This is a genomic window from Chitinophaga sp. Ak27 (assembly GCF_012726295.1).
GTDB lineage: Bacteria > Bacteroidota > Bacteroidia > Chitinophagales > Chitinophagaceae > Chitinophaga.
Genome location: NZ_JABAOB010000009.1, coordinates 111679 through 133550, shown reverse-complemented (window position 1 = coordinate 133550; position 21872 = coordinate 111679). Strand labels below are relative to the sequence as shown.

The window sequence follows — 21872 nt, the reverse complement described above, 5'->3', positions numbered from 1 at the left end:
CCCATGAAAAAGCGTATATTCTTACCAGCTATATTGACAGTCCTGATAACAGTTGTTGGCTGTAAAAAATATGTAGACAAAGGCTTACCCGATCAGTTTGACGACAACACCTTTTGGCGGTCGGAAGATAATATCCGGTCGTACAACTGGCCATTCTATGAAAACTTCCTGGGCTATGGCAATGGTAATAGCTTTGGTGATTTTTACTTCACCTCTTTTTCTGATGACCAGGCGAGCACAGCTTTCACAAAATTCACTCAAAATGTCCCTGCCAGCTCTGCTGCCTGGGACTTTAAAGACGTCCGCAAAGCCAACATCATGCTGGAGCGGATAGACCAGGTACCTATTTCAGATGAAGCTAAGAATCACTGGAAGGGCGTTGCACGTTTTTTCCGCGCCCTCGTCTATTTCAACCGGGTGAAAGATTACGGAGATGTGCCCTGGATAGGAAGATCGATGGACATCAGCGACACTGCCTACATCTATAAACCCCGCGATCCCCGCACCGTAGTGATGGACAGTGTACTGGCTGACCTGGATTTTGCCACCACTAATATCCGGGTAAAAGACCTGGACAACACCATCAACCGGAATGTAGCCCTGGCGCTTAAATCGCGGATATGCCTGTACGAAGGCACCTGGCGTAAATATCATACTACCCCACAGTTGACGGGCGCCGCCAAATTCCTGCTGGCAGCCAAAGATGCCAGCGAAAAAGTGATGGCATCCGGCGCCGTGTTAAATGCCGATTATGTAACTACTTATAACTCGCTTGACCTTGCTGGTAACAAGGAAGTGCTGCTATATAAAAAATACCTGCCGGGGTATCTTACCCACTCATTAATAGGTTATCTGACCAGCAGTACACCCATGGCAGGCCCCAGCAAATCTGCCATTGACGCCTTCCTCTGTTCGGATGGATTGCCCATCGGGCTATCGCCGCTTTACAAAGGCGATGACAACCTGAAAAATACCCGTGCCAACAGGGATAAACGCCTGCTCCAGTCCATTGATACCGTATTGTGCTACAATGGCAACCTGGTGAGCGGCCGCAGCAGCAGCACCGGTTATCGCCCTGCTAAATTCCTGCAACCCGCTGTGGCCAATGTGCTGGCTCCCTACAACGATACAGATGCCCCTATTTTCTGGTTGGCCGAAGTATTGTTAAACTATGCGGAAGCCGCAGCTGAGTTGGACAATCTTGGTCAATACACTTTTTCACAGGCAGATCTCGACAAATCCATTAACCTGCTTCGCATTCGCGCAGCTATCCCTGCATTGCAGTATAAAGGGGCGCTACAAGTAGCAGTGAATGGAGCCGCCTATACAGATCCCGCCAAAGATGCAACCGTACCTTCCCTCATCTGGGAAATCAGGAGAGAAAGAAGAACAGAATTATTATTCGATGGCTTCCGGTTCCAGGACCTGATGCGCTGGGCCAAAGGCAGCTATTTGAACACCAGCAACAAAGATATCTGGCGCGGCGCTAAAGTGCCCGACAATGGAAAAGTGTTAAGAGATGCCGACGGCTATATTACGCCCTATACCGCCACCACTGCTCAACGCACATTCATTGATCCGAAGAATTATTTCCAGCCAATACCAAGCGGACAAATAGCCTTGTACCCATCTGGTAATTTATCACAGAATCCCGGCTGGTAACAGCATACGTCATTCATACAAAGCATCCGTTTCGGACGACCGTCTGAAACGGATGCTTTGTATAATGGCACTGTTACATTTTATACTTTTATCTTTTTCCCGCTCTTTTAAACTCCGTAGGGCTTATCCCGTTATACTTCTTAAAAATGCGGTTTAGATGACTTTCATCCGTAAATCCAAGCTCGTAGGCGATCTCACTCATACGCATATCGCTGTGCAATAGCCTCGTTTGCACTAATCTGACCTTATAATGAGTAATATAATGCTGTAATGTTTCACCAGTTTGCGTTTTGAAATACCGGCCCAGGTAATTTGTTGAAATATTAAAGTGACGGCTTAAATTTTTAGTTTTGAGTTTCCCGGGTTCAAAAATGTTTACCTGTATATAATTCAATATTTCCAAAATAGGCTCACCTGTATTTTCCTTTATATTCTTGGGCAGTTTTAACGCAATATTTCTTGCTACAACAGTAATGATGGTACTAACAATTTGTTCCGAAATACGCGTGTAATAGATCTGTTGCCTGGTCTGCTCATCAAGAATAGCATTTACCAGTGAAAAAATAAAAGGCTTGTCAGCCTTATTCTTTAGGATGCATCCCGGCCTGTGGCTGGCATTTTGTAAAATATACGCTACATGCGTTACCGTATCCTGATCCTTGCCCGATTTTTCTTTAATATATGATTCATTAAATCTTAGAAAAAAGAAACGCGTTTTCTGATCAATATCAAAAGAGTAACTGTCTTGTGGGGTTAATAAAAATAGATTTCCTTTCCGGTAATTAAATTGGTGATTATTGACAAACTGCACGCCGGTGCCTTCCATCACATAGATCAGTTCAAAGAAATTATTGCGCTTAAAAGGCTTTTCGAAGCAATCTAATTCCTTCCATTCAATTTCATACTGTTGGTGTAAAGTTTCCCGCCCCATGTTATAAAAATACAAAATTAGCGCAATAATGTACAACTACAATAATAGCCTCCTTGTATATTTTTGTCAATATAAATTCAAATAAAATGAAAATTTTAATGGTTGGTGCAGCCGGCACCATTGGTAAGATCGTTAGCGCTGCTATGAAAGAGCATGACGTCATCACAGTAGGAAGAAACACCGGGGCTATTATGGCTGATATCTCTTCAGCAGCCGCCCTGGAAAGTTTATTTAAACAGGTATCCAATGTTAACGCAATTATTTGTACTGCTGGCGATAGTATTACAGGTAGCCTGTCTACAATGAATAAGGAGCATTTCATGGTTGGTATCCAGCAAAAGCTATGGCCACAGATCAACCTGGTGCTTTCCGGCATACAGTGCCTGGAGGATAATGGTTCGATCACCCTTATCTCCGGGAAAATGGGTGAATTGCCTGCTAAGGGCTCGTCGGGGAAAGCATTTGTCAATGGAGCAATCAATAGCTTCGTAATGGCGGCGGCACAGGAAATGCCCAGGGGAATAAGACTGAATGTTATCAGCCCTTCTAAGGTTTCGGATATTGGTGAAGATGAATTAATAGCCGCTTATAAAAAATGTCTGGAAACACCAATAAATGGGGAAATTATAAGAGTTGGTTATAATAAACAATAATTTATCATGAAACATATAGGATTTCTCATCTTTACGATGTTTTTCACTTTTGTACAGGGACAGGATAAGAAAGGAATGACAATTTATAAAAGCCAGGAGCAATTTTGGGGCACATGGTCGCTTATCTCAGTTGAAAATATAAATGCTGATGGCAGTAAAGTTTCTCCCTATGGCGAACATCCCGCTGGAATGCTCATTTTTACAAAGACAGGAAAGTACGCGATCCAGATACTAAAGGTTAATCGAAATAAAGTGCTGGCCAATGACAAAGATAAAGCTACAACGGAAGAAAATGCGACGTTAGTGCGAGGAAATAATTCCCATTTTGGAACCTATACTATTGATGCAAACAAACAAATAATTGTATTCAATATTCAACATGCATTTTATCCAAATTGGGAAGGCGTTGCGCAGGTACGTACCTATTCATTGAAAAATAACCTGCTGACATATACGGTTACTACGCCTACAAGCGGGGGAGCAGCCGTGGCAAAAGTGGTATGGAGGAAAGATTGGTAAGCTCACTGCAGCGAAAAGTTTGTTGAAAAGCGTTTCTCCAATCGCTTTCCTGCACTTTCCTGGTTCCTCTTTCTCCTTAAGGAACCTGCTGCAGCAGCTCAACCATATTTAATGATAATAGGTTTGAAATTAGAATGGCGGATATAATTTCAGCAACAATCACCTGGTGATTCCTATCATCTATAAAGCCTTTAGCAGCCTCACCTCCATGATGCGCGGCGTAGCCCTGCCCGAAGCAGCCTTAAAAATTACTTTTACCGGGGCCGCAGCGCCTACCTGACTGGAGATATCCATTACTTTGACCTGATCATTCATATCGTGGTTGGCCTGCCCACATAGCTCGGCCAGGCTCTTGTTTCCTATGATAACACTTCCACAATCGGCGGCATTAGTATACCGGTAACGGACGTATAATTGATACCTTCCAGCTGCGGGCGCTTGCAGGGTATAAGCAAACCAATACGATGTTACTCTGAAATGCTGATCCTCCAAAACGCCAGTCGTGCTGCCCCCATCCTCCCATTGATGGTCAGCCTCAGGCTGTTGTTCACCGGCATACACCCTGTCAACCGTGAGGCTGTCTAAGTGCAGCCATTCCTCTTCCTGCTGGCCCGGCAATTTGCCACGCTCCGCCCGGCCAGCATAAGGCCAGTAAAGCATATACCGGCTATCATGTATTTTATAAAACGGTATCAGTTTGAGTTGACTAAAGGTTGTCCCTGAGAGGAAATTATTCACAGTAAATTCCAGCGGTTTGCCTGCACTTTGTAACCTGACAGGCCCCGGCCCCTCCAGTTTCAGCACCGGAGCAGCCGACATCGGACGTAGGCTCCCGTGTGCAATCTGGCCCCAACGGCTGGTATCTGCATATAAACCAGGCATATTGAGCGTATCGGTGGCTGCAGCGAGTACAATCGGTCCATACAAAAAGGAAACCCAATGAGTACTGTCTGGCAAACCTTCTGTACGTGCTTCCATAGGAAGATGGATTTTCACCAGATCGCCATTCTTCCACGTGCGGCGGATAAATACATAACCAGAAGCCGCTGCGGTGGTAATAACAGGCTGGCCGTTAACGGTAACAGGCATCTTATTGTTCACCCATTCTGGCACGCGCACCGCTATGGTTAATAGTTCCGGCTTTTTTAAAGTGAGTTTCAACGACGAACTCTCTTCCAATGGAAACCGGGTTTCTTGCACCACCTTCAGCGATTTGCTCTTCCATTGTAACACGGAAGGAATAAACAGATTTACATAAAGGGAATCTTTCGAATGAGCATAGATCAGCTCCGTGTACTTCCCGTGATTTTCCAGGCCCGTTCCCACGCAACACCACATCGCATTCTGGGGGGTAGAATACACCCGGTAATGCATAGGATGTATGGGGGTAAAATATACAAAACCTCCATTGGGATGCTGGGAGGAAAGAATATGATTATAGAGCGTGCGTTCATAGTAGTCGATAAACTTCCGGTCAGGATGATGCAAAAAAAGCAGCCTGGTTAGTTTCAGCATGTTATAGCTGTTGCAGGTTTCAGGTCCTTCAGGGCTTTCCAGCATAGCCCGGAAATTATCAGCAGCATGGAAATGTTCACGTACGCTATTACCTCCTATGGAGATACTTCTATGTGTTACCACCGTGTTCCAAAAGAATGCCGAAGCATCTTCCAATACGGTATCCTGGCCTACTATCCCGGTTCGCATAAAGCCAACCACTTTGGGGATCTGGGTATTGGCGTGTAAGCCGGTAAGCGCATCTGTATGCCTGCTGAGCGGCTCGAGTAATTTCTGATGGGTGAAACGCCTGGCCATCTGAAGCCAGGTAGTGTCGCCGGTTTGCGCTGCAACTGCGGCAAAAATTTCGTTCATTCCACCGAATTCTGTCTGCAGCATCAGTTGCATCTGCTCATCGCTGAGATTCCTGGTCACCTCCCGGCTCCAACGGCAAAGCCGCAGCAGCATATCGCGGGCTTGTGTGCTGGCTGTCAATGTCCAGGCATCCAATAGCCCGTTCATTGTTTTATGCACGTTATACCAGGGTACCCATCTTTTGGTAACGGCATCTCCTTTACCTTCCTCCACCTGCTTCCAGAGCTTCTTCCCGTCTGGAACTCCTCCCAGGTAACCGTTGCCATTCTTTAGCTGACAATGTTCCAACTGGTCCAGCATATAATGCAACCGCTGCAGGTATACCTGCTTTCCGGTGGCAGCATACATCAATGAAAGGGCTGATAGGTAATGTCCACCGATATGTCCATCCAATCCGGAGCTCTCCCAGTTCCTATAGTTTTCTTTCTTTACGGCGATTCCCGCATCCTTCAGAAATGGAGCCAGCAGGCGGTCGGGATCCAGGGACAACATATATTTTTCATCCGTATGCTGAGCATCCAGGAAAAGCCCGGGTAGCAGCCGGACCTCGCCCGGAGCAAATGTTTGCAATTGAGTGGATTGAGCGGCTACATTAACAGGAATATATGCCAGCAGCCAAATGAACAGTTTTTTCATATACGCACGTGGAATAATTGTCAAATTAACAATTAAATTTTATTTATTCAAAGTAAATATTGAACAATTATGTATAAGCGTTACCGGCAAAGGGAAATTCGTCTTCCGGCAGATAAGCAAAATACCAGTACAGGGAGATTTCCCCGCACTGGTATCCTTTTTATTTGTAAGATTATTAACCAGTTTCCCGCCAGGCAGGTTATCCAGTCTTAACAGGACGGCTATTTATTTCAGCGAGAAAGTTAATGTGCCATAGCCCAGTTGATCAAAGCCTCCGCTGTTGGGCCCATAATTTCCGCCGCCGCCCTCTGGCCGCACTTTTTGGGCAAACCGCGCACAATTAGGAGCTGCCAGTCCTTTGCGGTTCACATAGTGATTATACACCAGCTCCCAAACGGGGCGGGTATTTCCCCGGCTACCGCTGCTGATAACGTTTTGTACAACGCCCACACAATTGGTATAGGGTTTAAAGGAAACCGAGTCGCCGAGATTATAGGCAGCCACATATTCTGCTCCTTTCAAGAAGCGGTTGTTATCATAACCATACATATCATCACCCTGGTTCCAGGCCATTTCACAAAATGTTCCCATCAAACCAATACCAAGTGTAGTGTGTCCCTGATCACGGCCGCTTTCCTGCCACTGCCCCAGGCCATCGGGATGAATAAAATAAACAGCATGGGAGATAGCGCCATTTCCTGCGCCATATTTAAAATAGCCGATTGCTTCATTATATAGATCACGGTCGTCGCACAACACGCCTATAGCGAGAATGGAGTTCATAACACACAGATCCCAGTTTGCATAGAAATGGCTCATACACCTCTCCCTTCTTGTGAGGAAGGAATGATTCATGGGATAGAAAACGTTCCGCATCATTTGCTGGAATCTCCTGAAATCCGCAGGAGCCCAGCCACTATAACTTCTCATTATTTCTGCGGCATTGGCAAACTGGTAACCGTATAATCCTGCGGCCAGGTTAGCATCATTGTTGCCTGCGATGCGTTTCAACCTGGCTGACCACGCGTTCATGATTTGAATAGACTTCTCTGCATATAACTTATCACCTGAAACCTTCCATCTCAAAGCGGTTGCATAAGCCGCCGCAATATCGTTATATAATTGCCCGTAGTTCTCCCGGTGAACGCCATCACTGCCGCGGTAAACGGTATCTGCCGGGTTGGGCTGCCAGCCAAGGCCGCTATGTGAGTTGGAGGTCAGGCGGTTCCAACCGGAAACCCATGGTTCTGCTCCTGCCTCCACCTTGCTTTTCATGCGGTCGAAATCAGCTTGTTTATGCAGTAACCCCGGGTGCACAAATACCGTATCATGATTGTTTAATGCCAGCTTCCCTGCGGCATCAGCCATTTCCTTCCTACAGGATGTTACGATAAAAAATAAAAGCACGCTCCCAATGGTACTCATTCTCATTAGTTTCATAGGTTTTTCAATTAGATAAATGTTAAAATGACAATATTCATCCTATACGATAAACTGCTAAGGGTGGTTGCCTGGAAATAATTACTTTAATACTTGTAATGGAAAAAATCGATGTCTACAAAACCACACTCCTGCGCTGTATTAAAATTAAAAATGCCAATCCTGTCGCCACGATAACTTCCCCAGGTCAGCTGGTTCTTCTCTCCAAATGGTAAAAACAATTTACCATCCACACTATAAAAAAAACTGTTAACCCCCTGGTAGTCCCAGACTGACTTCAGCCACACAATATTATTCTTCATTTCCGGCCCGATACTATCTTTATTCTGACTTGTATAAGTTAAATACCGGGAGTTATTGAATTGCTTTACTCCAATACAGGAGGTCATTGCCGTTGAAAAATGAGTGAGCCCTGCATAGCCGCCATTGCACATTCCATGGATGTCTATCTTAATAGTCACTTCATTTGAAGTGGTGCGAAAACTTCGTTGGGTGATTGTATTACCGGCTTTCAGCAGGATATTGCTACCTGTTTGATTTACCGGCATAAAAGCATGTAATCGCAGGATGCCTGGATGTTCGGTCAATGACCATTTATCGGCTCTTGGCTGGTAGTTCCATTCCCATTGCGGCTGCAAAATATGTGCATCAAAGTCATCATTGGCAGATATACCTTTCTCCATGTTTGGAATATTAATTGGCTTAGGAGCCTTCCAAACCATAGAGCCAATCCCATCCCTACCCGGTTGCCCAATAACCGGCCAGCCATCCAGCCAGGTAACCGGCAGCAGGCTGGCTGCCCTGCCTTCCCAATCGCCGGTGCCATGATGCGTAAAAAAATACCACTTACCGTTGGTCAACGCTATAAGTCCTCCCTGGTTAGGCTCTTTATCCAACGCTTTGTTTACGTGGTTTAATTGCCTCATTTCCCAGGGCCCGAGGATGTTTTTTGCACGTTTCATCATCAATACCCGCCCTTCGGCTTTTACCTCACTGAACAGATGATAGTAATACCCATTTATCCTGAACAATTTATTGGCTTCACTCCCCGGCGATTGATGAATAATGCTATCTGATTCCATCAATAAGCTTTTGCCATCGGAAGTCATTTTAAAGAGATGTATATTATACTTCTTGTTATTCTTTGGGTCATTCGCAAAGTTGGTAGCAATGAAATACAGCTGTCCATTTTTATCACAGAAAGAACAACAGTCATCCCAGCCTGACACCTTCCACACCTGGTGCAGCGGCGTCCATGGTCCCGCTGCATTTTCTGCTGTACTCATAAAAAATCCATCATCAGGGGTACCAAAATATACCCAGAATTTACCCTTGTAATATCGTATGGAACCTGCCCAGATACCTTTCCCATAGCTGTCCATTTTATTCCAGTTCAGGTTTGGGTTGATTTGTGTCAGGTCGTTGACTACATGGCTGATTATTTTCCAGTTGACAAGATCCCGCGAATGCAAAATGGCCATACCCGGAGCATACTGCATGGTGGAGGATATGGCATAGAAATCATCTCCGACACGTATGGCATCGAGGTCACTAAAATCGGCTGGAATAACGGGGTTTATGTAAGTTCCGTTCCCCTGGTCGCCCCATTTGCCGGTTTGCTGACCCAATACACTAAAAGGCAGTAATGCAAAATACAGCAGCGATATAAATATGCTTCTCTTCATCGATTTTGTTTCCACTTAGTTGATGCTCCATTCCCAGATACCTTCTACCCCCTCTGTAATCCTGACGCGGAGATAACGTGCCTTGAGCTTAAATACATCGGAGTGCGGGGATTGTATCCTTACGTCATGATGGCCGCCACAGGCAGTCCAGTGTTTCCCATCAACAGATGATTCCAATATATATGAATGTCCGGCTGTAGGGCGAACAAAGTAAATGTCGCTGCGTTTGATCCAGTCAACTTTTCCCAAATCCGCTATCAACCAGCAGGCGGTATCATTCTGCGAAGCCATCCAACGGGAGCCATTTGCTCCATCAAAAGCAAACGAAGGTGCAAAATACTCGACCCGCTGAAATGAAGAATCTTTTGCCGGGTTGATTTTTAGTTCGGTACGGATACTGGATGCAAGAGCATGCTTAATTTTTCGGGGAATGTCGGACTTTATTTTATGAAGCGCCCCAACCCCTTCCATAGTGAGATCAACAGGCTGGATGGCGCCATCATTTGTGAAGTATAGCTTATTGACATAAGTTTGCCTATTGGTACTCCCCCGGCCATATTCCAGATAAACAAAATAATAATCGTCGGTGCCCTGCACATTAAAAACACAACCATGTCCAGGCCCGAAGATCTGGCGTTTATAATTGGTGGTCGCAATAATATCATTTCCTTTAGGCGTGTCAAAGGGGCCAAGCGGCGACAGGTTACCAGAAACATACGCATATTGGTACTTTTCATCGCCACCGAGTGTATAGAGAAAATAATAAATACCTTTCCGTTTAAAAAAGATAGGTCCTTCAGAGTAGCCCCTGTGCGGCGTTTCAATGATAGCTACATTTGTGTCAACGGATACCATATCTTCATATAGCCTGGCTGCATGTCTTAATTGCCAGAATAAATAAGCTTTTTTATCGTCGTCTATAAAAACTTCCGCATCTATTCCAACCGGGGGGCGGGACGATTGCGACTTCAGCAAAGTGTTAGCCGAATACGGTTTTATAAACGTGTCAGGTCCTTTAGCAAGATGGAAAGGCCCTCCTGGTGAATCGGAAACTGCGGCATACATGTATCCATTAACTGTAGGATACAGGTAATACCTGCCATTCGCAGCAATGGCTTTACTCGGCGCCCAGTATAGCTGTCCTGCTGCTGATGGAAAACAAATCCCAGAAAAACTCCAATGCACAAAATCCTTCGACTTCCATACCACAGGCGGCCCGGACGTCTTAAGCCCCGCATCATAGCCATCGGTTGTTGCATAACAATAAAACGTGCCATCTATCTCCTGGATACTGGCATCCGCAATCATGTCCGGGATAAGGGCTTTGCCAAAAGGATTTGACTGTGCCATAACAGTTATGGAACACAATACCCCAAGAGTTATCCCATATAACCGGGTAAATACGACAGCTTTTCTATTCAAGATATTCTGATTTATTCGCAAAAAATTTAAGAAAACACGCCTGCCTCAAAAATAGCTCCGGCTCATTGATACCTGTACCTATGCTTCTATTAATAGTCAACAGACTGCAATCTTAAAAAATTTAAATGTCATTTTAACATTTATTTTGCGAATAAAAGAAATGCCTGGAAATAAAATCAGTAACGTTCCGTCCCCTTTTACTTTTGAGTGATGCCCTTCCAATTATCTGTTCTGAAAGGAATAGCAGGCAAACCCACGGAATTCACGAGGTTGCATACCGGGTTGTCGGCCCAGGCATACCTCACCGCTACCGGATCTGTAACGCCTTCTGCAGCAACAATAACCTGGTTTCCTTCGATAACGGCATGCGCCTGTTGGAAATGCCTGTCTTTACCCGCAATTGTAAAACCGGTGAGCGAATTTCCATCTTTAGCGGATAACCCCGATCCGGTATGGATGAAATCAACCCGGATACTATTGCCCACTTTTTTAAACCCGTTAAACAAAGGGCCGGAAGCTACGATAGGTTGTTTATACACCAGCTTATCTGCCAATAAGGCCAGGCGACGGCCTACTTCCTGTTTGTTTGCAGGATGAATATTGTCAGCATCGCCAATATCAATTGTACAAGCCATCCCGGTATTGGGTTGGGATAATGTTAAGGTCTGTGCTTCCCGCAACTCAGCCCAGTCGCTTTCTGAGGGCAGGGGTTTTACGCGGTGGAAATTAGCCAGTTGAACGAACAAAAACGGAAATTTACCTTGCCCCCAGCGCGCGCGCCAATCGGAGATCATCATCGGGAACAGGGTACGGTAATCGTAAGCCGCGGGTGCATTAGCCTCTCCCTGATACCAGATAACGCCTTTGATCCCGTAAGGGATCAGGGGATGAATCATAGCGTTGAACAACAGCGACGGAAAATAATGGTAGTTATGAATCACAGGCAAAGCTGGTTCAAGATCTTCTTTATACAGCCATTTCCCCGCTAAAGAAACTTTGGAGATACCATCTGTAATATATATTTCCTCCGCCGGCGGATTTAACCCGCCACCTCCCCATAACACCGCTAGCCTTATAGCCACCGTATTTTCTCCCGGTTTAACCAATCTACCCGGAATACTAAAGGAATGCACCGGCGCCGCATTCCATACATTCGTGCATATTTCTTCCCCATTAAAATAAAGTGAATAGTTCATCTCTGGGTGCCCCGCATGAAGCATCAACTCCTTCCCGGCAAATGAAGCCGGTAGGATGATTTTCTTTCGCATCCAGACCATCGCTTCTGAAGACTTAATACCGGCATCTTTCAGCAAACCAGGAACTTCCATCGCCGGCCAGCCTGCATCGTTGTAGGCCGGCACAGGAATAATTTTATCCATACCATTTTGCGGATGGTATATCATCTCCCAGAAGCGTATGCCGTTCAAACTATCTTTTATAAAATCCCCCGGCACCGGCATATTCCCGTCAGATACTCTTCCGTTGGTGATCGGCGAAGTAAGCAACGCCTCGCGGCTTGTCCATGCTTCTACGGGCGTACCACCCCAGGCGCTTTGAATAATGCCAATCGGTATGTTCTGGTCCCTCTGAATTTTCCTGGCAAAATAGTAAGCAACAGCCGACAATTCCTTTACACTGGCTGTATCACAAACTTTCCATTTTCCCGATGCTATATCCGGCTGCGGCATTAATTCTTTATCATGATCTACCATAAGAAAATGTATCTGGGGAAAATTTGCATTTTCAATCTCCTTACGGGCGTCCATGGCTTGTTGTACCTGCCATTCCATATTGGATTGCCCTGAAGCCAGCCATACATCGCCGATAAGAATTCCTTCCAGGGTAATGGCAGACGCAGCTCTTCCGTTCTCTGTAATTTTGAGCCGGTAAGGACCACCCGCTTTAAATTTGGGAAAACGGACCGTCCATTTCCCATCCTGGCCGGCTTTCGCGGTGGCGACAATCTTTCCTAATTGCGCCTTAATCAGCGCACCCGGTGTGGCATTACCCCATACAGGAATCTGCATCTCTCTTTGCAAAATCATATGATGCCCAAATACTTTCGGTAAGGACAACTGTCCGTAACAGTATAACTGGCAAAACTGTAATAATATAAAAGCCAGGAGTGTTACTCCTGACCAGCATTTTTTTGATAAGTCAAACATTGTTCTTTCAATTACGTATGCTATTTCACTATTCATCTTGCGTCCCCGGGCAGATCGCTCAACCGGATAATGCCCCGGGGGCCGTTATGATTATAATCTGATCATATTCAGGAAGAAAACATCGTTCTCCCGGATCTCCAGCTCTCTTGCGAAGTTGCCACCCTTCACGGTAACAATTTCCCGGGCAACCGGCGCCCCATCATTTTGCTGCTTTATTTGCTCGACTTCCTGCCTGTTGAGTTGAGCAGGCCTTCCCATGGAGAGATAGGTAGAATAGGCATCGTTAGCATGGTATCCAACTTTATAAATTTCAAGGGCATAGGTACCATCAGGAACATTTGCAATATTGACCTTCAGTTTTCCTTTCGATTTTGAAGGAAGGTCACGAACGTAGTATTGCTGATTGTGCACAGAGTCTCCAGGGTGAGTATTGGTAAAGTCCCAGGCCAGTGCCTGCATATTTCCCGTTGCATCTTTACACACCCATGAAGTAGCATCGTTATTTACCAATTCAATATTTCCCAGCTTGTTCAGAAATTGATAGGCATAAAAAACCGGTTTGTTAATACCCTGCGTGCTCAGCATACCAAAGCCTCCGTGGAACGGGGTAAAGCGGGGTCCGGGTTCTTCGAAAATGTCGGTAAACACCCAATATGACATGGAGTTGGCAGCATTACCTACCTGTTTTAATTTTTGCAGCACAAATGCCGCTTCATGGTAGCTGTCGTGAATAGGATCTGCCGGAGTATAGGAAGCACTCCATTCAGTATAGTGAAGTTCTAAATGAGGCATCGCGGAAGCGGCAATCTCTTTCCGGGATTGAAGCACGTCGCCACTGATACTCATGGGATTCTTATCGAGCACCGTCCCTGAGTGACCAAATTCGTCGAGGTATCCTTGCTTTACCCCATATGCGTGGGTGCTTATAAAATCTATGGGTACATTATTTTTGTCGCAGTAGGCAATCATTTCCGGTTCCCAGGCAGCTCCTGCCGTTCCCGGCCCTCCCACGCGATAAGACGGATTAACGCTCTTAATTGCTTTTGCGCTATATGTATATAATTTAAAATAGTCGCTCTGGCTCCCCGCCCAAAATCCGTCCAGGTTTGGCTCATTCCAGACCTCAAAATACCAGGTCTTTACTTCATCAGCACCATAACGTTCAGTAAAATGACGGGTAAGATCCTTCACCAGCGCAGCCCATTTTTCATAATCCTTTGGTGGAGTGACGTTGCCCCGCCACCAAAAAATTGTTTTAGAGCCGCTGGCCAGCGCGGAGGGCATAAAACCAAGTTCAACAAATGGCTTCATACCTATACTTTGTAAAAAGTCGAACAACACATCAATGTACATATAATTATACACCGGGTTTCCTTTACTATCTTCGGTATATACCGCCATATCATCTGTTAAAAGACCATGCATACGGATATACCGGAAACCACATTCTTTTCTTACATAAGCCAGCTGCTGCTGCCAGTCTGCCCGAAGCCCTTCATTAGCCCGGCCTGCCCCAACACATTCATTAAATTGGGTATTGAGCCGGCCGGCTGTTTTATTGAAGTCTATATTAATGATCCGCTCAGGAGCCGCTGGTTGCTTATCTTTTATCCTTTGCGCCACCAAGGTTTCTGCTACGGCGGATAGCAGGAACATCAAAAAAACGATCACTTTTTTCATCTCTTAATATATTTACCTTTCTTTCTATCGTTTAAAAATATGTTGGGAAAACAGGTACAGGTTATTATCCCATTCCGTATTATCGTGGCCGTTAGCGTCTACATTCCAGATGTGCCGAATACCTATTTCGTTAAGATACTGGTGCGCTTTTTCACTGATCTTAAAAAGACCATCTTTGGTACCACATCCCAGCCATAGCAGTTTCAGTTTTTCCCTGGCTGCATTAATATCCGGCACGAATGGAACATCTGTATACATGCCACCAAACTTATTGGTGTTAGGTGCGGAAGAAAATCCACCCACATAGGCGAATGTTTCCAGGTGATGTAATCCTATATTTAAGGATTGTCCACCACCCATCGATAACCCTGCCAATGCCCGATGTTTAGCGTCACTGATGGTGGAATAGTGTGCATCGACGTAAGGAATGATGTCTTTCAGCAAGTCCTCTTCAAATGGTTTTCCGTAACCTTCAAACCCATCCGCTCTACCCGAGCGATTGGCGCGGGCCGTATCCGTTACTGTCAGCCTGGTATCGCAGTTGGGAAAAACCATTATTACAGGCTGTATTTTACCGGCTGCCACCAGGTTGTCAATAATGTTATCAGCCTGGCACCATTCTGTCCATTGACGATAGTCTTCTCCCAGGCCATGCAACAGGTACAGCACAGGATACTTCCTGTCAGCTGAGTATCCCGGAGGTGTATACACATTCATTTCCCTGCGTTTTCCCAGTGTTCTTGAATCATATTGAACAGCGGTCAATTTCCCATGAGGCACATTATTATGTTGTACATTAAATCCAGCTGGCGGGTTAGGAAATGTGGGTGTTGTGTCTGTTTGTAAAGACACTTTATCCGTTTGTGCCAGGCAGATATGGCTGGCCAGCATACAAACAATTGAAATAAACAAATACCTGTTACTCATGATATTTTCTTATAAGGTTATTTTTACTCGCTCCAAACCAGCACTCCTGCTGGTTTCAGCATTTTTTCTCCTATCAGTACGCTGGCCTGACCGGGTACTTTCATTTCATAATTATCAGAAGAGTAGTTTACCGCCACATAAAAGCCATCCCGCCAATAAACGTACACTCCTGGCGGATAATGCTCCGTAGTAGCACCTGCCTCGCTATATATATCCTGTAGTACATCTGATTCCAATTTCGAATCATCGGTATCTACCCCGATATAGGTAACACTGCCTTTGCCAATCTTATGTTTTACTACGGCCGCCTTTCCGCTATAGAATTGGTTGCTGTACGTGGCAAGCAGGGTTGTATTTTTTTCCGGCGCCAGCAGGTCGGCCCAGTTATTCCAGCCGTAGTGCGTTGATTTCATCAGGATATCCCCTTTAGCGCTGTTTGAAAGCATGTCAGTTGCCTCTATCCGGGCGCCTATGAGGCCGGACATAGGCGCCGCCCAGCCGGCTTCCCAAAAGTGTCCCATACGATCTTTAGTGCCTGTACGGCAGGTAACGATCAGGTGGCCTCCTTCCGCTGTGTAATCCCGCCATTTTTTAATCAAAGCGCCATCCACCATTTCGTATGCAGGTACAATAACAACCTTATATTTCGACAGATCTGCGGTTTCCGGAACTACATCTACCGGTGCACCGAGTGACTTAGCTATTTCCAGGAATTTAACCGGGTAATTCCAGGTATCCCATTGCCAGGTTTGCTTTTGCCGGTCAATTGTCCAGTAGTTTTCGAGGTTCCAAACAATGGCTGTTGAGCGGGCCGCCAGCTTTTCCGGCATAACGACGCCCGGCTTGTATTGTTTTCTTAGGATTTTTATTTCTTTCATGAATTGCATATACTCTTCTCCACCGGGAGAAGGCGTTATGCCATCTGTTTGCATCACACCGGCATGATATTGCTCGGCACTGTAGTTGATCTGGCGAAACCGGTAAGAGCTGGCCAGTCGCCCTCCTGCTGCAAAGGTGTGATAAAGCCACAAACGCACGGCGCCTGGCAGCAGTAGCGGATTGTAACTGCCCCAGTTGACCGGGCCTGGCTGGATTTCCATCACGCCAGAAAGTCCGCCGACTGACTTATAATATTCCGCTGCAAAGAGAATTACTTTACTATTTCCCAAACGAAAGCCCAGCTCCCCGATATTGTTTGTGCCTCCGTTTGGATACGCTGTGTAGGTAGCAAAATCGAGCTTGTTCGTCCGCCGGGGATCAGCCCCTGTAGAAACCGCCGTATAGTTAGTCGTGATATATTGATCCTTCGAGATATTTTCCCGTAATATATCCGCCTGAAAATCGAGAAATGCGCCTTGCACATCTGCACAATACCTTTTAAAATCCAGCAGGGCATGGGGATTATTGCCCCACCAGCCGACCAGGTTCGTATTTGGAATGATCACCTGGTCGAAGTTATTGTACCATTGACTCCAGAAGGCCGTTCCCCAGGCGGTGTTCAGCGCTTCGACGGTTTTATACTTATGCTGCAGCCATTGTCTGAATGCCTCTTGTGAAGAAGGGCTATAGTCAGGCTTTGCATCCGGCTCATTATCCAGTTGCCAGCCCACCACATTTTTATTAGCCCCATAACGTTTGCCCATTTCCGTTACAATGGTCTTTACAAACTTTCGGTAGGCAGGGTTCACTATCGACCCCAGGCCGCGTGTACCCTGCTCTCCGCGTATATAGTGGCCATCCATGATGAAGGTTTCCGGGTAGTTAGTCCTCATCCACGCAGGCGTAGTGGCTGAAGGAGTGCACATCAGTACTTTGAGATTATATTTTGCGCAGAGGGCCACCACCCTATCAAGCCATACAAAGTCGAACTTCCCCTCCGCAGGTTCCATTTTAAACCAGGCAAATTCGGCAAGGTGCACAAACTCAAAGCCCATATCAGCGATCTTCTTTATATCGCGCTCCCATTGGCTTTCATTCCAATGCTCGGGGTAATAATAAATACCGGTAGTAACCAGGTTTTTCGCAGGAAAAAATTGGTCAGCTTGCTGTGCGCGCGCTTTCCATCCCGGCAGTAAAATTGTTACAAGAACAAGTATGATACGCTTACTCATTTGTATGATTGTCTTCATTATTTCACTTCACCAAAATATTCACGGATGATGAAATATTGCGTGATGAATTGCCAATATGTAAAATAAAATCGCCTGCTTCTACATTCCAGGATCTTTTTGCCTCGTCATAAAATGCAAGGTCAGCCACTTTTACTGAAAGCTCAATCGTCTTTGTTTCGCCAGGCCGGAGAAAAATCTTCTCAAACGCCTTTAATTCTTTCTCCGGGCGCAGCACAGCACACTGCGGATCGCTGGCATATAACTGCACTACCTCTGCTCCTTCCCGGGAACCTGTATTTGTTACCGTACATTTTGCGTGGATCGTTTCCTCCTTTCCATAACTGGTTTTATCGGCAGAAAAATTACCAATAGAAAATCCCGTATAAGAAAGGCCATATCCAAATGGAAACTGGGGAACGATTTTCTTTGTATCAAACCAGCGATAGCCTACCAAAATATCTTCTTCATAATTTACACGCAGGTTTCTGCCTGGGAAATTACCCAGGGCGTGCGCGGGCGACTGATCCAGCGATACCGGCAAGGTAAATGGCAGTTTGCCGGAAGGATTTACTTTACCGCTTAAGAGATCTGCCACGGCGTTGCCTGCTTCCATTCCTCCAAACCATGACCACAATATAGCAGGTACCCGTTGAACAATGCCGGATAACTTTACCGGTGACCCGGCTATAATAACCACTACGGTATTAGGGTTAGCCTTTGCTACTTCCTGGATCAACACCTCTTGTCCATAAGGTAAATCCATATTTTGCTTATCGGAAGACTCTGTATCAAAATCGTGATTTAGCCCTCCGAAAACAATTACTACATCTGATTCCTTTGCTGCCTTAACTGCATCATCAATCAACTTCCAATCAATCTTGTCAGCATTTGCCTGGCCTGTATTGCTACCTTCTTTGAAAGAAGATTGTTTCTCATAGCCCTGGGCAAAATTAATTTTCACATCCGCTCCGAATTTTTTCCGGATAGCCTCCAGCGGCGTAACTTCATACAGGGCTTTTATTTCAGAACTAAGCCCTCCATTGCAGTGCCGGCGTGTAGCATTATCGCCGATAACGGCCACCGATTTTATTTTTTTGAAATCAATCGGAAGTATGTTTCTATTATTCTGCAATAATACCGCTGCTTCGACGGCATCGTTATATGCTGCCTGCTGATGTGCCGGCGTATTCATTTTACCTTTTTCGCGCGTTCCTTCCTCAAACATTTTCGTAGCCATCATCACCCGTAATATATTCGCTACTTTTTCATCCACCACGGCAACAGGTACTTTCCCTTCCTTTACTGCCTGGATTAACGGATCGGCAAAATACCATTCGTTATAATCCTGCTTATCAGTTCCCATTTCCAGGTCGAGGCCGGCCAAAGCAGCTTTTACTGTTGTATGCGCAGCTGCCCAATCGGTCATCAGCACACCTTTAAAGCCAAACTCCTTACGGAGAATTTCCCTGTCCAGGTATTCATTTTCCGAGCACCAGTCGCCCCTGAATTTATTGTACGCCGCCATTACCGTATACGCGCCACCTTCCATCACCGACGCCTTAAATCCCGGCAGGTAAATTTCACGCAATGCCCGTTCACTCATGTGCACATCTACAGAATCCCGGTGGGTTTCCTGGTTATTAGCCAGCCAGTGTTTCACACTTACGGCTACATCCTTCGACTGTAGGGCTTTAATATAGGCCACCGCCATTTTTGAAATGAGGAACGGATCCTCACTCATGTACTCAAAATTTCGTCCGCAAAGCGGCGAACGGATAATATTGATACCTGGTCCGAGTAAAATATCTTTTTTCCGGAAACGGGCTTCTTCTCCCAATACTATTCCCCTTTCATAAGCCAGCTTCGGGTTCCAGGTAGCCGCCAATGCTGTCCCTGGAGGGAAGCAGGTGGCTGAATCGTTGGTCCATCCGGCATATCCCCAGTCGTGCCGGTTAATTTCCGCACGCACCCCATGCGGGCCATCGCTGGTTGCCAACTCCGGGATGCCCAATCTTTTAATACCTGACACATAAAATTTTGAATTGGCATGCAGCAGGCTAACTTTCTCAGCCAAGGTCATACGGTGGATCAGGGAGCGGATTTTCCCCTCCTGTTTATTGCCATTTGCCGCCAGTTGTGCATTGGCTATACCTCCTATCAACAGGCCAGTAACTCCGAGTACCAGTTGCCTTACTATTCTTTTCATTTCCATCTATTTTCTATTTCAATACATTCCTTTGTTATGGCATTGGTTTCATTACTGCCACAAATCCGCCACGGCGTAGCACGGGAACGTTTACCATGCTGGATTTGTCGACCACCAAATACCTGGTGGTAAATGCTTTATCGTGCTTTCCGTCGCTAATTAATGTCAGCTTATATTTTATACCTTCCGGCAGAAAGTTGCAATTTATCGTCTCTTTCTTTTCCTGTATCTCAGCGTTAATGCCTCCAATAAACCAGGTATCATTTTTACGGCGTGCCAGCATCACATCTTTACCGGGATAACCGGCCAGTAACCTGGTATCATCCCATGCAGCGGGAACTTCCCGCAGGAATGCTTTAGCGGCATCGGGCAACTCACGATAGCCTTCCGGGCGGTCTGCCAGGTGCTGAATACCGGATTCGAACACAATGCTCAATGCCAGTTCATGTCCATAGGAGGTAGTATGTGGATGCTGGGAATTGGTAAAGGTAACCGGTGTGTAGTCCATTGGTCCTACCACGTTGCGGGTGAAGGGCAAGATGGCATTGTGTACCGGCATAGCCAGCGTAGAATTGGGGTCATAGTTGTACCACTCCGCACCGCGTACCGCTTCCTGTGTCATCAGGTTCGGATAGGTTCTTGTCCAGCCCCTTGGTACCAGGCAACCGTGGAAATAAACCATTATTTCAAAGGCAGCGGCATCTTTCAGGATATCAAGATAATATTGAATCATCTCCTGCTTCTCGCTCTCAAAGAAGTCTACTTTTATACCGGCAATACCTAATTTTTTCAATTTTGTAAATTCTTCTACCCGCTTTTCATGCGTCAATAACCTGTCGCGCGGTGTAGCGCTAACGTCGGTATGGGGGCCACCTGAATTGTACCACATCAGCGGTTTCACTCCTTTTGAATGGATATATCGGAGTGCATCCTCCAGGTTTCCGCCATTGCCCATGGCATCCCATTCCCAGTCGAGCAAGGTGTATGGCCAGCTCATTTCTGCGGCCAGGTCGGTAAACTCACACACCACTTTATAATCCATAGTGCCGTGATTGTGAGACCAGTAATTCCAGGAAGCAATGCCAGGTTTAATCCAGTCGGTATGCTTTACCACAGACGGGGCAGCCACATCGTCGGTTAATGTAGATGCCACCACATCCGCCAGCGTACCGGCAATGATTACACGCCAGGGCGATTGCCAGGGTAGCGTGATGGTTGGCTGCGATGCACCCAGCCCTTTCCCGTCCCGCTGATCCGGAAATGTCAATTTGTAGATGGATGCATCATTTGTGTTACTGAGCTTAGTACCACAATAGGTTCCTGTTACATCGGCTTCATGTAACAGGAACCAGCCGGCATTATCTTTTAACTTAAAAAGCGCCGGGTAGCACCATTGCTGTTTTTGAATGCTGCTATCACTCATGGAAGTATAAAATTCTTCATTGGGTGTATTCCATTTTTCCATCCAGCGGCTTGTTTCTTTAGGAATGCCATAGGCAGTAAGTTCATCTTTCACCACAAACGTTCCTTGTTTTTCAGGGAACTCATAACGGAAGGCGACACCATCGTTATAAGCCCTGATGATAACGTTCATTTTTGCTTTGGAAGGATTTTCGAAAGAAACAATAACTTCATTTCCGTCATTGGTGCAAACCGATTTCTTACCATGCAATACCGTGTATTGTTCATGGATTAACCGGATTTTACCTGTGTTCAGCAATCTCAGCTCCTTTGAAAACTCCTGGTCACTGCGCACTAGTCCGATATCAATTCGTGGAATTACTTCCACCATCTTTCCCTGGTTATTGTAAGATGCTTTAAGATACCATCCTCCTGTACCGTTATCCGGCGTAGAAAATAAACCAACATTGATCCGCTGATCCGGCGATTGCACCGTTACTTTTTGGGCAAACGATGTCAACGCATTAAAAGAAAAAAAGAAAACAACTCCAATCGCAAATTTCAT

General features: G+C 45.9%; 14 protein-coding genes. 3 read left to right on the top strand and 11 right to left on the bottom strand.

Translation table 11 applies throughout. From position 1 onward, the window contains the following. Positions 1 to 3 precede the first annotated feature (3 nt). A complete protein-coding gene (locus HGH90_RS25875) occupies positions 4 to 1662 on the top strand; it encodes a RagB/SusD family nutrient uptake outer membrane protein (protein ID WP_168762651.1) in 1659 nt (552 codons plus the stop codon). Positions 1663 to 1750: 88 nt separating this feature from the next. On the opposite strand, the gene HGH90_RS25870 is transcribed toward HGH90_RS25875, so the two are convergent. Continuing rightward, positions 1751 to 2629, bottom strand: a complete 879-nt coding sequence (locus tag HGH90_RS25870; protein WP_248277066.1) for an AraC family transcriptional regulator — start codon at positions 2627 to 2629, stop codon at positions 1751 to 1753. 50 nt (positions 2630 to 2679) lie between these two features. On the opposite strand from HGH90_RS25870, the gene HGH90_RS25865 reads away from it, so the two are divergent. Then, entirely contained in the window at positions 2680 to 3246 is a 567-nt protein-coding gene (locus HGH90_RS25865; RefSeq protein WP_169192215.1) for a short chain dehydrogenase, read from the top strand. 6 nt (positions 3247 to 3252) lie between these two features. Beyond that, the gene (locus tag HGH90_RS25860) at positions 3253 to 3765 is read left to right on the top strand and encodes a lipocalin-like domain-containing protein (protein ID WP_211092885.1); all 513 of its coding nucleotides are present in this window, start codon (positions 3253 to 3255) and stop codon (positions 3763 to 3765) included. Between the two features lie 180 nt (positions 3766 to 3945). Here HGH90_RS25860 and HGH90_RS25855 read toward each other — a convergent pair whose 3' ends face one another. The 10 genes from HGH90_RS25855 to HGH90_RS25810 all read right to left on the bottom strand — a co-directional run bounded on the left by HGH90_RS25855 (position 3946) and on the right by HGH90_RS25810 (position 21872). After that, entirely contained in the window at positions 3946 to 6270 is a 2325-nt protein-coding gene (locus tag HGH90_RS25855) for a glycoside hydrolase family 127 protein (protein ID WP_169192214.1), read from the bottom strand. A gap of 225 nt (positions 6271 to 6495) precedes the next feature. After that, complete coding sequence (locus HGH90_RS25850) at positions 6496 to 7710, bottom strand: alginate lyase family protein (protein ID WP_168762647.1); 1215 nt, start codon at positions 7708 to 7710, stop codon at positions 6496 to 6498. Positions 7711 to 7796: 86 nt separating this feature from the next. After that, positions 7797 to 9395, bottom strand: a complete 1599-nt coding sequence (locus HGH90_RS25845; protein WP_169192213.1) for a glycoside hydrolase 43 family protein — start codon at positions 9393 to 9395, stop codon at positions 7797 to 7799. Between the two features lie 15 nt (positions 9396 to 9410). Then, positions 9411 to 10745 carry a family 43 glycosylhydrolase gene (locus HGH90_RS25840; RefSeq protein ID WP_169192212.1) on the bottom strand — a complete coding sequence of 445 codons (1335 nt, stop codon included), beginning with the start codon at positions 10743 to 10745 and terminating at the stop codon, positions 9411 to 9413. 269 nt (positions 10746 to 11014) lie between these two features. Continuing rightward, positions 11015 to 12862 carry a sialate O-acetylesterase gene (locus HGH90_RS25835; RefSeq protein WP_248277065.1) on the bottom strand — a complete coding sequence of 616 codons (1848 nt, stop codon included), beginning with the start codon at positions 12860 to 12862 and terminating at the stop codon, positions 11015 to 11017. Between the two features lie 210 nt (positions 12863 to 13072). Beyond that, on the bottom strand, positions 13073 to 14662 hold the full coding sequence (locus tag HGH90_RS25830) for a GH39 family glycosyl hydrolase (RefSeq protein ID WP_168762643.1): 1590 nt from the start codon (positions 14660 to 14662) through the stop codon (positions 13073 to 13075). A 24-nt stretch (positions 14663 to 14686) separates the two neighbouring features. Continuing rightward, positions 14687 to 15589, bottom strand: coding sequence for an alpha/beta hydrolase (locus HGH90_RS25825; protein ID WP_211172684.1), 903 nt, complete (start codon positions 15587 to 15589; stop codon positions 14687 to 14689). Positions 15590 to 15612: 23 nt separating this feature from the next. Next, positions 15613 to 17700, bottom strand: a complete 2088-nt coding sequence (locus tag HGH90_RS25820) for a beta-galactosidase (protein ID WP_211172683.1) — start codon at positions 17698 to 17700, stop codon at positions 15613 to 15615. A 22-nt stretch (positions 17701 to 17722) separates the two neighbouring features. Continuing rightward, positions 17723 to 19906 (bottom strand): glycoside hydrolase family 3 C-terminal domain-containing protein, encoded by a 2184-nt coding sequence (locus HGH90_RS25815; protein WP_168762641.1) that lies wholly within the window; start codon positions 19904 to 19906, stop codon positions 17723 to 17725. Positions 19907 to 19940: 34 nt separating this feature from the next. Further along, entirely contained in the window at positions 19941 to 21872 is a 1932-nt protein-coding gene (locus HGH90_RS25810) for a glycoside hydrolase family 97 protein (protein ID WP_168762640.1), read from the bottom strand.

Excerpts from the sequence above, each read along its gene's own strand:
- HGH90_RS25825 (WP_211172684.1), bottom strand. The coding sequence starts at position 15,589 with ATGAGTAACAGGTATTTGTTTATTTCAATTGTTTGTATGCTGGCCAGC.
- HGH90_RS25830 (WP_168762643.1), bottom strand. The coding sequence starts at position 14,662 with ATGAAAAAAGTGATCGTTTTTTTGATGTTCCTGCTATCCGCCGTAGCA.
- HGH90_RS25875 (WP_168762651.1), top strand. The coding sequence starts at position 4 with ATGAAAAAGCGTATATTCTTACCAGCTATATTGACAGTCCTGATAACA.
- HGH90_RS25865 (WP_169192215.1), top strand. The coding sequence starts at position 2,680 with ATGAAAATTTTAATGGTTGGTGCAGCCGGCACCATTGGTAAGATCGTT.
- HGH90_RS25810 (WP_168762640.1), bottom strand. The coding sequence starts at position 21,872 with ATGAAATTTGCGATTGGAGTTGTTTTCTTTTTTTCTTTTAATGCGTTG.
- HGH90_RS25835 (WP_248277065.1), bottom strand. The coding sequence starts at position 12,862 with ATGATTTTGCAAAGAGAGATGCAGATTCCTGTATGGGGTAATGCCACA.
- HGH90_RS25840 (WP_169192212.1), bottom strand. The coding sequence starts at position 10,745 with ATGGCACAGTCAAATCCTTTTGGCAAAGCCCTTATCCCGGACATGATT.
- HGH90_RS25845 (WP_169192213.1), bottom strand. The coding sequence starts at position 9,395 with ATGAAGAGAAGCATATTTATATCGCTGCTGTATTTTGCATTACTGCCT.
- HGH90_RS25860 (WP_211092885.1), top strand. The coding sequence starts at position 3,253 with ATGAAACATATAGGATTTCTCATCTTTACGATGTTTTTCACTTTTGTA.
- HGH90_RS25850 (WP_168762647.1), bottom strand. The coding sequence starts at position 7,710 with ATGAAACTAATGAGAATGAGTACCATTGGGAGCGTGCTTTTATTTTTT.
- HGH90_RS25855 (WP_169192214.1), bottom strand. The coding sequence starts at position 6,270 with ATGAAAAAACTGTTCATTTGGCTGCTGGCATATATTCCTGTTAATGTA.
- HGH90_RS25820 (WP_211172683.1), bottom strand. The coding sequence starts at position 17,700 with ATGAGTAAGCGTATCATACTTGTTCTTGTAACAATTTTACTGCCGGGA.
- HGH90_RS25815 (WP_168762641.1), bottom strand. The coding sequence starts at position 19,906 with ATGAAAAGAATAGTAAGGCAACTGGTACTCGGAGTTACTGGCCTGTTG.